This window comes from Loktanella sp. S4079 (assembly GCF_000967725.1).
Lineage (GTDB): Bacteria > Pseudomonadota > Alphaproteobacteria > Rhodobacterales > Rhodobacteraceae > Yoonia.
In genome coordinates, this window is record NZ_JXYE01000003.1 from 475,962 (window position 1) to 489,866 (window position 13,905).

General features: G+C 52.7%; 13 protein-coding genes. 6 read left to right on the top strand and 7 right to left on the bottom strand.

The window, feature by feature from the left end:
- Positions 1-29 precede the first annotated feature (29 nt).
- Positions 30-650: a peptide-methionine (S)-S-oxide reductase MsrA gene (gene msrA, locus TW80_RS11610; protein ID WP_045997541.1), complete on the top strand. Its 621-nt coding sequence runs from the start codon at positions 30-32 to the stop codon at positions 648-650.
- On the opposite strand, the gene TW80_RS11615 is transcribed toward msrA, so the two are convergent.
- The gene (locus TW80_RS11615; RefSeq protein ID WP_045997542.1) at positions 647-1,513 is read right to left on the bottom strand and encodes a ribokinase; all 867 of its coding nucleotides are present in this window, start codon (positions 1,511-1,513) and stop codon (positions 647-649) included. The genes msrA and TW80_RS11615 overlap by 4 nt on opposite strands.
- On the bottom strand, positions 1,513-3,768 hold the full coding sequence (locus TW80_RS11620) for an NADP-dependent malic enzyme (RefSeq protein WP_045997543.1): 2,256 nt from the start codon (positions 3,766-3,768) through the stop codon (positions 1,513-1,515). The genes TW80_RS11615 and TW80_RS11620 overlap by 1 nt, the downstream gene beginning before the upstream one ends.
- A 124-nt stretch (positions 3,769-3,892) precedes the next feature.
- On the opposite strand from TW80_RS11620, the gene mutS reads away from it, so the two are divergent.
- Both mutS and TW80_RS11630 read left to right on the top strand, forming a co-directional pair.
- Positions 3,893-6,520 (top strand): DNA mismatch repair protein MutS, encoded by a 2,628-nt coding sequence (gene mutS, locus TW80_RS11625; RefSeq protein ID WP_045997544.1) that lies wholly within the window; start codon positions 3,893-3,895, stop codon positions 6,518-6,520.
- Complete coding sequence (locus tag TW80_RS11630) at positions 6,517-7,392, top strand: DMT family transporter (protein WP_239450537.1); 876 nt, start codon at positions 6,517-6,519, stop codon at positions 7,390-7,392. The genes mutS and TW80_RS11630 overlap by 4 nt, the downstream gene beginning before the upstream one ends.
- A gap of 5 nt (positions 7,393-7,397) precedes the next feature.
- Here the strand turns inward: TW80_RS11630 and TW80_RS11635 are convergent, their stop codons facing one another.
- Entirely contained in the window at positions 7,398-7,952 is a 555-nt protein-coding gene (locus TW80_RS11635; RefSeq protein ID WP_045997546.1) for a nucleotide exchange factor GrpE, read from the bottom strand.
- A 12-nt stretch (positions 7,953-7,964) separates the two neighbouring features.
- Positions 7,965-9,029, bottom strand: coding sequence for a heat-inducible transcriptional repressor HrcA (hrcA, locus tag TW80_RS11640; RefSeq protein WP_045997547.1), 1,065 nt, complete (start codon positions 9,027-9,029; stop codon positions 7,965-7,967).
- Between the two features lie 115 nt (positions 9,030-9,144).
- Between hrcA and rph the strand changes: the two genes are divergently transcribed.
- From rph to hemW, 3 genes are read left to right on the top strand one after another with little or no spacing between them, the layout of a single operon-like run.
- Positions 9,145-9,852: a ribonuclease PH gene (rph, locus tag TW80_RS11645; protein ID WP_045997548.1), complete on the top strand. Its 708-nt coding sequence runs from the start codon at positions 9,145-9,147 to the stop codon at positions 9,850-9,852.
- Positions 9,852-10,460: an RdgB/HAM1 family non-canonical purine NTP pyrophosphatase gene (rdgB, locus tag TW80_RS11650; protein ID WP_045997549.1), complete on the top strand. Its 609-nt coding sequence runs from the start codon at positions 9,852-9,854 to the stop codon at positions 10,458-10,460. The genes rph and rdgB overlap by 1 nt, the downstream gene beginning before the upstream one ends.
- Positions 10,423-11,610: a radical SAM family heme chaperone HemW gene (hemW, locus tag TW80_RS11655; RefSeq protein WP_045997550.1), complete on the top strand. Its 1,188-nt coding sequence runs from the start codon at positions 10,423-10,425 to the stop codon at positions 11,608-11,610. Before rdgB ends, hemW begins: the two co-directional genes overlap by 38 nt.
- On the opposite strand, the gene TW80_RS11660 is transcribed toward hemW, so the two are convergent.
- From TW80_RS11660 to rsmG, 3 genes are read right to left on the bottom strand one after another with little or no spacing between them, the layout of a single operon-like run.
- Positions 11,607-12,494, bottom strand: coding sequence for a ParB/RepB/Spo0J family partition protein (locus TW80_RS11660; protein ID WP_045997551.1), 888 nt, complete (start codon positions 12,492-12,494; stop codon positions 11,607-11,609). The two genes, hemW and TW80_RS11660, sit on opposite strands and share 4 nt — an antisense overlap.
- 3 nt (positions 12,495-12,497) lie before the next feature.
- Entirely contained in the window at positions 12,498-13,295 is a 798-nt protein-coding gene (locus tag TW80_RS11665) for a ParA family protein (protein WP_045997552.1), read from the bottom strand.
- The gene (gene rsmG / locus TW80_RS11670; protein WP_045997553.1) at positions 13,282-13,902 is read right to left on the bottom strand and encodes a 16S rRNA (guanine(527)-N(7))-methyltransferase RsmG; all 621 of its coding nucleotides are present in this window, start codon (positions 13,900-13,902) and stop codon (positions 13,282-13,284) included. Before rsmG ends, TW80_RS11665 begins: the two co-directional genes overlap by 14 nt.
- Positions 13,903-13,905: the final 3 nt, after the last annotated feature.

Below are 13,905 nucleotides of genomic sequence, written 5' to 3' on the forward strand. Positions count from 1 at the left end.
ACCAAGGATAAGCAAAGGAGGACCTGCCCATGTTTAGAACCCTGATTGCTGCCCTATTCGCCCTGCCCACAGTTTCCGTCGCAGAAGATATCCAGACGGCAACCGTCGCTGGCGGATGTTTCTGGTGTGTCGAAAGCGACTTTGAAAAAGTGAACGGCGTGATCGAGGCTGTGTCGGGCTACACGGGCGGGCAAACAACGAACCCCACCTATGATACGCTAAAGGGTTCGGGCCATTACGAAGCCGTACAAATCACCTATGACGCAGACGTTCTGAGCTATGATCAGCTATTAAACCTGTTTTTCCGGTCCATTGATCCAACTGATGCAGGTGGTCAATTCTGTGATCGTGGGAATAGCTATCGCACAGCAATTTTCGTCTCTAACACAGCGGAAAACGCATCAGCGCAAGCAGCCAAAACAACCGCTCAGCGTGATTTAGGACAGACAATTGTGACCCCGATTTTGCAATCTAGCACCTTTTATCCGGCCGAGGCGTATCATCAGGATTACTACAAAGGTCGCTCGATCGTTTTGACCCGCCGTGGACCAAAACGACAGTCCGAAGCCTACGCATTTTACCGCGACGCCTGTGGCCGCGATCAGCGTGTGGCGGAACTTTGGGGAAATGCTGCGCCTTTTGTAAATTAAGGCGTAAAGGCCAGAACCTCGGACAAATCCGGAATGACATCAGCTGTGCCATGCCGTGTGACCATCAGTGCGCTAGCTTTGGTCGCCTGATTTATCGCGTCTTCCATCGTCATACCGCGATCTAGGCCTGCCAAAACATAGCCGGTAAAGGTGTCACCTGCCCCAGTGGTATCAACGGGATCAACATCGATCGCGTCGAAATGCTGTTTTCCGTTCAAACCGTACCAATCCGCGCCATCGGCACCCAATGTCACGATGATATCCCGCACAGGTAAATCCGCTGGCGATTTCCCGGTTGCGACAGCTAACTGTTCAGCCTCGACCGCGTTCAAGATCAGAAAATCGAGGTGTGGCAGAACCGCCATCACACGTTCGGCATCAAATGGGGCCGCGGCATAGGCAACCTTGAGCCCCATCTTTTTGCCAAGGCTAGCAGCCGTACGTTGGAGGTTCGTTTCATTCTGAATAACCAACCAATCACCAGTTTCCGCCTCGGCCATTGCTGTCTGCAATGACGCTTGCGGGATTTCGACGTTGGCTCCGGGATGCAGGATAATCGCGTTTTCCCCATCGGGGTCTACCATGATAATCGCTTGGGCAGTATCAGTGTCTAACAAGGCGATATTGCGCGTATCTACGCCATATTCGAGCAACCTTTCGGCCGCCCACTTACCATCGTGACCAACCGCACCGATATGATTCACGCGGGCCGCAGCACGTGCTGCGGCAACCGACATATTGGCACCTTTTCCGCCCAAGAAAACTTGGCGCCCAGTCGACGCCAAAGTTTCACCGGGCGCCAAAATGTGTGGCACGGCAAAAACGATATCAACGTTGATTGAACCCAAGTTCCAGATTGTCATTAGTCGACCTTACATGCTGCGATGACTGCCATGTTCAGAATGTCGTTCACCGTCGAAACTGTCGAGCAGATTTGCACAGGTTTCCCGACGCCTGACAAAATTGGACCGATCACTGTCGCCCCTGCCATTTCCTGCATCAGTTTCACAGAAATCGAAGCCGAGTGTCGTGCAGGCACCACCAAGACATTCGCAGGTCCGCTAAGACGAGAGAAAGGATAGTTTTCCTGCGCCTTGGCGTTCAGTGCCACATCGACAGTCATCTCGCCTTCGTATTCGAAATCGACGTTCCGACCATCCAAAACGGTCGCTGCGGTATGCATTTTCTCGGCTCGCTCGGAAACTGGGTAACCAAATGTCGAGAACGACACAAAGGCGACACGTGGTTCCAAGCCCAGCGCACGCGCAACAGCGGCACTGCGTTCTGCAATGTCGCCTAGGTCTTCTTCGTCAGGCCATTCATGTACCAAAGTGTCGCTGATCAGGACAATGCGCCCTTTGTGCAAGACAGCGGTAACACCTGCAGCACCCTGATGTGGCTGCGCATCAAAGACGTGGTTTATCAGCTCTAGCACGTGGGCTGATTTGCGTGTCGCACCGGTGACCATACCGTCCGCATGTCCATGTGCGACCATAAGCGACGCAAAAACATGTCGATCACGCGCGGCCAAGCGGTGTATATCTTGGCCGTCGTATCCTTTACGCTGCAATCGTTGGTCAAGAAATTGCTTGTATGCATCAAGGTGCTCTGTGTTCGCTGCGTTCACCACCGTCAGTTCGGATACGGCGTCGGATAGACCTTCTGCGGTCAGCTTTTCAGCGACATCCGCCTCTCTTCCAACCACCAGCGCTTTGCCAAGACCGGATCGTTGGTACATGACGGCCGCCCGCAAAACGCGTGGATCGTCACCCTCGGCGAAAACAACAGTGGATTGGTTGGCGCGTGCACGCGCATTTAGGCTGCGCAAAATCGACGCGGTTGGGTCCATACGACCCATCAATGTCGCCTCATAGGCATCCATGTCGATGATCGGACGGCGAGCAACACCCGTTTTCATCCCCGCCTGCGCTACTGCCGTTGGAATACGGTGGATCAAACGCGGATCGAACGGTGTCGGAATGATATAGTCGCGACCAAAGGTCAGTTTCTTGCCATACGCCATTGCAACTTCGTCAGGAACGTCTTCACGGGCGAGCGCAGCGAGGGCCTCGGCACATGCGATCTTCATTTCGTCGTTGATTGCACGAGCATGAATATCCAGCGCACCGCGGAACAAATACGGGAAGCCCAGCACGTTGTTCACTTGGTTCGGATAATCTGAACGACCCGTAGCGACGATAGCGTCTTCGCGAACGGCGTGTGCTTCTTCGGGGGTGATTTCCGGATCAGGGTTCGCCATAGCGAAAATCACCGGGTTTGGAGCCATGCTTAGCACCATATCCTGAGTCACCGCCCCTTTGGCGCTGACACCCAAGAATACATCACAGTCCTTCATGGCTTCGGCCAGAGTACGTGCATCGGTGTTCGCAGCATGAGCCGATTTCCACTGGTTCATGCCTTCGGTGCGGCCCTGATAAATCACGCCTTTGGTATCGCACATAATGCAATTGTCATGCTTTGCGCCCATCGACTTGAGCAGTTCAAGACATGCGATACCCGCAGCACCTGCGCCGTTCAGAACGATTTTTACATCTTCGATCTGCTTGCCCGACAGATGTAGCGCATTCAGCAAACCAGCCGCACAGATCACCGCCGTGCCATGCTGGTCGTCGTGGAAAACGGGAATATCCATTTCCTCTTTGAGGCGCTGTTCGATGATAAAGCACTCTGGCGCTTTGATATCTTCGAGGTTGATACCACCAAAGGTCGGCCCCATCAGTTTAACCGCGTCGATAAAGGCGTCGGGATCTTCGGTGTCCAGCTCGATATCGATCGAGTTTACGTCAGCAAAGCGTTTGAACAAGACCGCCTTGCCTTCCATTACAGGTTTGCCACCCAGCGCACCAAGGTTTCCAAGCCCCAGAACAGCAGTACCGTTGGAAATAACAGCCACAAGGTTGCCCTTGTTGGTGTAGTCATAGGCCGTGGACGGATCAGCCGCGATTTCTTCGCAAGGGATCGCAACACCTGGGGAATAGGCCAGCGAAAGATCGCGCTGCGTTGTCATCGGCACAGTCGCCTGAATTTCCCATTTGCCCGGATTTGGCTGCATGTGAAATTGCAACGCGTCTTCGCGGGTCATCTTTGCTTTGGCCATTATCATCCCTCTCGTTAGTCAGACCGTCATAACGGTTTACGGATTGCACCCGCAACGGGTTGATTTCGGGGTTTCGTCGCTAACATTGGCTCGGTAATGTCGCGCTGATGACGCGGGGGCATAGATGAGCACCAAAAAATCCACAGTAACGCCAATGATGGCGCAATATCTAGAAATCAAAGCAGCGCACCCAGATGCACTGTTGTTCTACCGTATGGGCGATTTCTATGAGATGTTCTTTGACGATGCAGTTGCAGCCGCCGAAGCATTGGACATCGCGCTGACAAAGCGTGGTAAACATGACGATCAAGACATCCCAATGTGTGGCGTACCCCATCATGCTGCCGAGAGCTATTTCTTAACGCTCATCCGCAAGGGTTTTCGTGTCGCTGTTTGCGAACAAATGGAAAGCCCGGCAGAAGCAAAGAAGCGCGGCTACAAAGCCGTCGTTAAACGCGAAGTGGTCCGGCTGGTTACACCCGGCACATTGACCGAAGATTCCTTGCTTGATGCCCGCAGACATAATTTTCTGGCCGCATATGCCGTCATCCGCGACGAGGCAGCGTTGGCATGGGTCGATATTTCGACCGGGGCCTTTCACGTCATGCCCTGCGCTGGCGTCAATTTGGGACCAGAACTAGCCCGACTAACCCCACGAGAGGTTATTGTCCTAGACGGTTCCGAGGCAAATTGGGCTGGAATAGTGTCTGAAAATGGCGCGACACTGACCACTTTGGGTGCTGCTGCATTCGATAGCACCGCAGGCGAAAAACGCCTCCGTTCCTTGTACAAGGTTGGATCGCTGGACGCATTTGGTGGGTTTTCACGTGTCGAGATTTCCGCAATGTCCGCCGTCGCAGAATACCTTGATATCACGCAAAAGGGTAATTTGCCCCTGCTCCGCCCGCCTGTCCAAGAAGGTCAATCAGCTGCAATGCAGATTGATGCGGCAACCCGGCGATCGTTGGAACTGACCCAAGCCATGAACGGCGGCAAACAAGGTTCGCTACTACATTGCATTGATCGCACAATGACAGCCGGCGGCGCGCGTATGTTGGAACGGCGGTTATCGTCCCCATCTTGTAATTTATCCGTAATCCATGCGCGCCAAGACAGTGTGGAATATCTCGCGAAAAATTCTCGCATGACCGAAGATATCCGTGATCAACTGCGTGGCGTGCATGACCTCGATCGGGCTTTGTCCCGGCTTGCGCTGGATCGTGGCGGCCCGCGCGATATGGCTGCAATCAGAAATACTTTGGGACAGGCGCAATCCCTCGGTGCAGTCTTGGGTGACGATCTACCAGAGGTTTTGGCCGAAGCCTCAACGGATCTGTCTGGTCACGACGAATTACTAGCGCTTTTGGATGATGCGCTGGTGGCTGAACCGCCTTTACTGTCGCGTGACGGTGGCTTCATCGCGCCCGGATTTAACGAAGAGCTCGACGAAGTGCGCAAATTGCGTGACGAAGGCAGATCAGTCATCGCCGCAATGCAGGCGGAATTCGCTGAAATGACCGGGATTTCGTCGCTCAAAATTAAACACAACAATGTGCTTGGCTATTTCATCGAAACGACGGCAACCCATGCCGATAAAATGATGGCACCGCCATTAAATGAAACCTTCATTCATCGGCAGACCACCGCGAACCAAGTCAGGTTCACGACAGTCGAACTGTCCGAGATCGAAACTCGGATATTGAATGCCGGTGGGCGGGCGCTTGAGATCGAAAAAACCCTCTACTCTAGCCTAACTCAGTCGATTATCGAAAAATCCGCGTCACTTGGAGCTTTGGCACGGGCACTAGCAGAATTCGATTTGGCGGGGTCTTTGGCGCATTTGGCCGTCGCTGAAAACTGGACGCGTCCGATTGTCGATGAAAGCCGTGCCTTTGAAATCACTGGCGGGCGCCATCCGGTTGTTGAGGCCGCGCTTCAAAAAGCCGGAGAGCCCTTTATCGCCAATGACTGTGGATTGACGGATTCCCCAATCTGGCTGCTCACCGGACCGAACATGGCTGGTAAATCGACCTTCCTAAGGCAAAATGCGCTACTGGCGATTTTGGCGCAGATGGGCGGCTATGTCCCAGCAACTAAGGCGCATATCGGTATTGTCAGCCAAATATTCAGCCGCGTCGGAGCGTCGGATGATCTAGCGCGCGGGCGTTCCACATTTATGGTCGAAATGGTCGAAACCGCGGCGATCCTGAACCAAGCTGATGACCGCGCACTCGTGATCCTTGATGAAATCGGGCGCGGAACCGCGACATATGACGGTTTGTCGATTGCATGGGCCACTTTGGAGCATCTGCACGATGTAAACCGTTGCCGCGCCCTGTTTGCGACGCACTATCACGAGATGGCGCAGCTCTCTGATAAATTGGACGGGGTCGATAACGCCACGGTGACGGTCAAAGAATGGGAAGGCGACGTTATCTTTCTTCACGAGGTCAAACGCGGGACTGCCGACCGAAGCTACGGTGTACAAGTCGCGCGATTGGCAGGCCTTCCGCCAGTTGTGGTGGATCGAGCGAAAGTCGTGCTTGAAGCGTTAGAAAAAGGTGAACGCGAGGGCGGTAATCAAAAGGCCGTTATTGATGACCTGCCACTCTTTGCCGCCACACCTGCCCCAGTTGCCACCGCAGCCCCGGCAAAGTCAGAGGTCGAAGAGCGTCTCAAGGAAATTCTCCCTGATGAGCTAACACCACGCGATGCGCTGGCATTGGTTTATGAATTGCGAGGTTTGCTGTGAAACGGCTGCTTAGCGTTGCGGCCGTTCTAATGGCGGCGATGCTTTGGGGGACAACCGGTACAGTTCAATCCGTCTTACCCGCTGACCGAGAACCGCTCGCGGTTGGTGTCTTACGTCTTGTATTTGGTGCAATTTTCCTGATCAGCCTGGCCCTTGCAAATGCACAGAGTAGATCAGGGTTTGCAACCTTGCCGAAACGCGGTGTTTTTCTCGCTGGTGCGGCGATTGGCGGGTATAATTTGCTATTCTTCTACGCTGTGGCAATCGCCGGGGTCGGTGTGGGGACGGCAATTACAATCGGAAGCGCGCCTATCTGGGCGACGCTTTGGGAAACGCTCACGCAACGCAAACTGCCCGACCGCGTGCGACTGATCGGACAGGCTGCATCAATTATTGGAGTAGCTTTGCTAGGTCTCGCGGGTGGTGCCGAAGGTGGGAATAGTTTTGGAGTGATCCTCGCACTTGGTTCAGGCGCTTGTTACGCCTGCTATTCGCTAGCAACCAGCCAACTGACAGCCGCCGCGCACACCAATACTATCGCAGCCGCCACATTTAGCGTTGCAGCTATTCTAACCCTACCCGCATTGGCATTCGTCCCGCTTGGCTGGATTGACGGGCAGGCAATTCTAGGATTGGTCTTCTTGGGCTTTGTGGCAACTGGCGTTGCCTATGCGCTCTACACATGGGGTTTAACGCAAGTCGCGGCATCAACAGCGGTCACGCTGGCCCTAGCAGAACCTGTGACAGCATGGTTGCTCGCGACATTTTTTGTTGGAGAGCCCCTATCAACGCAGAGCGTGATTGGGGCTATACTGATCCTGTGCGGATTAGTCGTGGTAACGGCGTTTCCCGCCGTTACACGTGAAACATAGCAGTATTAGGACGCTGGTGTCGAAGAAACACCAACCTGCGCAGCACGCAGCAAGCGATCATGCAGCATAAAGCCAGTAGTGGCGACCTGAATGATTTCGCCAGCCTTCGTTCCGGGCACTGGGGCTTCGAACATGGCTTCGTGGCGTTGCGGATCGAATTTTTCGCCAACTTCAGGGGTGATTGGCTCAATCCCGTGCTTTTTGAACACGCTCAGCAGTTCACGCATCGTCAGTTGAACACCTTCGACGATGGCGGCGTTTGCCTCTGCTTCGGATTCCTCAACAGACTGCAAAGCACGGTTCATGTTGTCATAAACGGGCAGCAAATCACGCGCCAATTTTGAACCACCATAGTTTTCCGCCTCGCGACGGTCACGGTCTGCACGTTTGCGCATGTTTTCGGCATCGGCGAGCGCACGCATGAATTTGTCTTTCATGTCATCGCGCTCTGCACGAAGTGCTTCGATTTCTTCGAAACCTGCCTCAGCAGCGAGATCCATTTCGTCGCCTTCAGCAGCGAGTTCATCAAGGCTTTGCAGTTGTTCTTCGTTGTCTGCCATCAATTTTTCCCTTTAGGAGCGATCGGAAATCAATTTTCCGACCAACTGTGCGGTATAGTTCACGATTGGGACAATCCGTCCATAGTTCAGACGAGTCGGCCCAATGACGCCCACGGCGCCAATTATCTTACGGTCGGCGTTCATATAAGGAGAAACCACCAGAGAGGAACCCGAAAGTGAGAACAATTTGTTCTCTGAGCCAATAAAAATGCGCACGCCGTCGCCTTCTTCGGCTAAATCCAGAAATTGTGCGATATCTCGCTTGCGTTCGAGGTCGTCAAACAGGCTTCTGATCCGCGCGAGATCCTGTTCGTTTTCACCGTCAGTCAGCAAATTGCCCCGCCCGCGCACGATCAGACGTTCGGTCGTTTCACCTTCGTTTTCCCAAAGCGCAAAACCCTTTTCGACAAGGTCCGCAGCGAGGCTATCAATTTCTTGGCGGCGCGCCGCAATTTCACGTGAAACAACTTTGCCTAGCTCAGACAAAGTATGCCCCGCCGCAATGGCATTTAGGAAATTCGCGGCCTCGCGCATCGACGAAGGGGTCTGGCCCGCAGGTGGTGTAAAGATACGGTTTTCGACGTGGCCATCCGCAAAGACCAAAACCACCAAGGCCCGGTCGCGTGATAGGCTGACGAAATCAATATGCTTGATCGGTGCCTCGTGCTTGGGCGTCAGAACGAGACTAGCACCCTGGGTCACGCCCGATAGGGCTTGGCCGACTTGATCCAACACAGAGGCAACGTCGCGGTCACTGTCGCCGAGCGTTTGATCGATTGTCTGCCGATCTTTGCCATCTAGATCCCCGACCTCTAGCAAGCCATCGACAAACATCCGCAAGCCAAGCTGCGTTGGAACGCGCCCCGCGCTCACGTGCGGGCTATCGAGTAAGCCGAGGTATTCGAGGTCTTGCATCACGTTTCGGATGGTCGCAGCGCTAACTTTTTCCGAAAAGTCACGTGTCAAAGTTCGCGAACCTACTGGTGCCCCGCTTTCGAGATAGCCTTCGACCACGCGCCGAAACACTTCGCGTGAACGTTCGTTCATATCTGAGATATTGGGTGTCTGGTCAGGCATTTGTATTCCGGATAGAGGCTGCGCAATTAAAACGAAGTCACACCGCGCGTCAATCGGGGTTGGATTTCATATGTGGGCAGCGTATCGAGGCGTTGCAATGAAAAGGAGTAAACCCATGCGCCCATCAGGTCGTCAAACAAACGAAATGCGTGAAATTTCCATTGAAACTGGTGTGACCATGCATGCGGAAGGGTCCTGCCTGATTAAATGCGGCAACACCCATGTTCTCTGCACAGCGACAATTGATGAACGCGTGCCTCCGTTTTTGAAAAACTCTGGTCTGGGTTGGGTCACTGCGGAATACGGGATGCTGCCACGTGCAACAAATACGCGAATGCGCCGCGAAGCGAAGAACGGTCAATCTGGCCGTACACAAGAAATTCAACGATTGATCGGCCGTTCGCTACGCGCAGGCGTTGATCGGGTTGCTTTGGGCGAACGCCAGATTGTTGTGGATTGTGACGTGATCCAAGCCGATGGCGGCACACGCTGTGCGTCTATCACCGGAGGATGGGTCGCGTTAAAGTTGGCTGTACAAAAGCTGATGAAAGCTGGCGACATCATCAGCGATCCTTTGGTTGATCCGGTTGCCGCTGTGTCTTGTGGTATTTACGCCGGACAAGAGGTGCTGGACCTAGATTACCCAGAGGATAGCGAAGCCGGCGTTGACGGTAACTTTGTCATGACCGGTGGTAAGTTGATCGAAGTACAGATGTCCGCCGAGGGTTCCACTTATACACGTGCGCAAATGGATGCCTTGCTCGATCTGGCAGAAAAAGGCGTCGCAGAGCTAACGGCAGCGCAGATTGCGGCGGTAAGCTAATGCGTAGGTTTGACGGAAAAGAACTGGTCATCGCGACCCACAACAAGGGTAAACTGGAAGAGATGATCGCCCTTTTGGGGCCTTATGGCGTAACTTTGACGTCAAACCATGATCACGGCCTTCCAGAACCAGAAGAAACCGAAACTACATTTGTCGGCAATGCCCGGATCAAAGCGCATGCCGCTGCAAAAGCAACGGGACTCCCGGCGCTTGCCGATGACAGCGGAATCGAAATTGACGGGCTAAACGGCGCGCCTGGGGTCTACACCGCTGATTGGGCAGAAACCCCTAATGGGCGCGATTTCAAAATGGCTATGGAACGGACTTGGGCCGAGTTAGAGACTGTTTCAGCACCATACCCACGCACCGCGCGGTTCTGCTGCACCTTGGTCTTGGCTTGGCCTGATGGTCACGACGAGGTCTTTGCAGGTGTAATGCCGGGTCAAATTGTCTGGCCTATGCGCGGCGAACAAGGCCACGGTTACGATCCGATTTTCCAGCCAAACGGCTATGACATTACCTTTGGCGAAATGGACCCAGACGAAAAGAACAAAATCAGCCACCGCGCTGATGCGTTCAAAAAACTTGTCGCAGGTTGCTTTGGCTGACGATTGGCAAAATGGGGGCTTTGGCCTGTATATCCATTGGCCATTCTGTCAGGCCAAATGCCCCTACTGCGACTTTAACAGCCATGTTGTTTCGTCCATTGATCAACAGGCATGGCAGCGCGCATATCTCTCTGAGATAGAACGGATCGGCGAAGAAACGCAGGGGCGCATATTGCGTTCCGTTTTTTTCGGTGGCGGCACCCCCAGCATGATGGATCCTGATCTGGTTGACGCGATCCTATCAAAAGTCCGCGCGACCTGGTCAATGGCGAACGATATTGAAATTACGCTCGAAGCAAACCCAACATCGGTCGAGGCCGGTCGCTTTGTCGGGTACCGACAAGCCGGTGTGAACCGTGTTTCGATGGGAATTCAGGCGCTAAATGACCGAGATTTACGTGCGCTAGGTCGCCTTCACACCGCTAAAGAGGCGCTAACGGCCTTCAGCACGGCCAGAGAGACCTTTGATCGCGTTAGTTTTGACCTGATTTACGCCCGCCAAGGCCAAGATTTAGAGACTTGGCGACAGGAACTAGGTCAAGCATTGGATTTGGCCATTGATCACCTGTCACTTTATCAGCTCACCATCGAAGACGGCACAGCCTTTGGTGACCGCTATGCCGCCGGTAAATTACGTGGATTACCCGACGATGATGTGGCAGCGGACATGTATGCCCTGACCCAACAAATCTGCGGTGATGCCGGTTTTGCCGGATACGAGGTATCAAATCATGCGCGTCCCGGCTGCGAGAGTATCCACAACAAGATCTATTGGAACTACGGTGATTACGCGGGCATTGGACCTGGCGCACACGGACGGCTGACCATCAACGGCCAAAAGCTTGCGACCGAGGCACCTCTCGCCCCTGGAAAATGGCTGTCACAAGTGAATGATACGGGTAACGGTGACGCGGCGCGTGTTTCGCTCAGTAAAGAAGATCAACAGTCTGAAATGTTGCTGATGGGAATGCGCGTGTTTGAGGGGGTCGCACTTGATCGGCTTCCGTTGGGCCGGACAGATGAATTTGAAAATAGTATCAATAATTTAAAAGAAATTGGTATGGTTCAAATCGAAAAAGGCCGTCTTCAGCTTACTTCTGAAGGACGGCCTGTTCTAAACGCTGTATTGCGCGAGCTATTGGTCGATTAACCACCCGACAAAGCGCGTAAAAGATCATCCAATTCGTCCAAAGATTTGTAGCCGATGGTCATTTTACCACCTTCGTCACCGTCTTTGTGATCAATCGAAACCTTCATCCGCAGCGTGGCAGATAGTTCCTTTTCGATTTGAATCGTATCCGCGTCTTTCTTGAGTTTCGGCGCGGATTTTGTTTTGGGCTTTGCTGCGCCCCCTTGCTTAGCCAGCTTTTCAGTTTCGCGAACTGACAAATTACGATGAATAATCTCACGCGCGATTTCGACCGCGCGATCATGGCCAACCAAAGCACGGGCATGACCTGCCGAAATTTGCCCCTGAACAAGGTAATCCAAGACTTCGTTTGGCAGATTCAGCAGACGCAGGAAATTTGCAATATGACTACGGCTTTTCCCCAAAGCGGTCGCCAGCTGTTCTTGAGTGTGGCCAAAGCGATCCATCAGTTGACGATAGCCAGTCGCCTCATCCACAGCATTTAGATCTGCACGCTGAATATTCTCAATAATCGCGACTTCGAGCACCTCTGTGTCGGTGTATTCGCGCAAAAGAACGGGAATTTCGTGCAATTTCGCGATCTGAGCAGCACGCCAGCGACGTTCACCCGCAACAATTTCATAATTGTCAGAATTTGAAGGCGATTTTCGCACGATAAGGGGCTGGATAATCCCCTTTTCAGCGATCGAAGAGGCCAATTCTTGAAGCGCTTCTTCGGCAAATGTACGGCGCGGCTGATCTGGGTTTGGAACAACATGTTCGACTGGCACCATCAAATCTGGGCGGCGTGGCGCATCAGTACCCGTTTCATCTGGTGTTACATCAGACATCAACGCCGACAAACCGCGACCTAACCCACGAGATTTTTTCGGATTGTTTGCCATGCTCTACGCCCTTTGTTTTTTTGATTTATTGATGACTTCTTTCGCTAATGACCGATAGGCCAATGCACCTTTGGACATGCTATCGTATTCGATCACGGGCATCGCAAACGATGGCGCTTCGCTCAAGCGAACGTTACGTGGAATCACGGTCTTGAACACCATGTCGCCCATATTCTCGCGTGCGTCGTCTTCGACCTGAATAGAAAGATTATTCCGTCGATCATACATGGTTAAAACAATTCCTTCGATCCTCAGATCAGGATTTGCCGTCTGCCGTACGTCTCGCACCGTCAAAATCAGCTGCGAAAGCCCCTCAAGCGCAAAGAATTCACTTTGCAGAGGGACAAGAATGGAATGCGCAGCAACCATCGCATTCACGGTCAATATGTTGAGAGATGGCGGGCAGTCGATCAATATATAGTCGTAGTAGGCGACATCCTTGCGCGCCTCTTGCAGTACATAGCGCAATAGAAAGCTGCGTTTTTCGTTATCAATCAGCTCTAGATCCGCAGAACTTAGGTCTGTTGTCGCCGGGATAATTGAAAGATTCTTAACTGTCGTCGGCAAAGCCGCCTCTTTGAGGGTCGCATCCCCTGACAGCAGGTCATATGTTGTGATTTCTCGCTGATCTTGTTCTATACCTAGTCCCGTCGAAGCGTTTCCTTGGGGATCTAAATCAATCAAGAGAACCTTTTTATTCCGCTCAGCGAGTGCGGCGCCAAGGTTAATTGTGGTTGTGGTCTTACCAACACCGCCTTTTTGGTTCGCGATAGCGATAATTTTAGAGTCATTCACTGACACGAGATATCCCTTTGACGATAAGTATTTGGCCTTCAAGATCGGTTAAACTTGTGAATTCTTCAAGTTCAAAGCGCCAGTATTTCCGCGCATCGGCAACTTCTGCCTGCGATTTTTTCCCTTTATGTAAAATAGCTCTGCCATCGTCTTTTGAATGGCGCTGAATAAAGGGAATGAGCGTAGATAGAGTGGAAAGAGCGCGAGCAGATACTACATCTGCCTCTTGCTCTGATGCGTTTTCGATACGTTGTGATATCACGCTAGCCCGTAATCCCAGTTCCCGCGCTGCCGTTCTAAGAAACATAGCCTTTCGAAGGTCGCTTTCGATCAAAACAAATTCCGCATCGGGATTGGCATGCTTACCAACAATCGCCATTATGATACCGGGAAACCCGCCTCCACTACCAATATCGACCCATTTTTCGTAATTTTTTGGCGCATATTGATAGATTTGGGCTGAATCGACGATATGACGTTCCCAAATTTCTGGAATAGTCGAGGGCGAAATCAAGTTAATTTTAGATGTCCATTTGCGCACCAGTGCTTCAAACGACTTCAGATCATCGAATGTTTCACGTGAAACATCTATCCCACCAACATCAAAACCCATGAG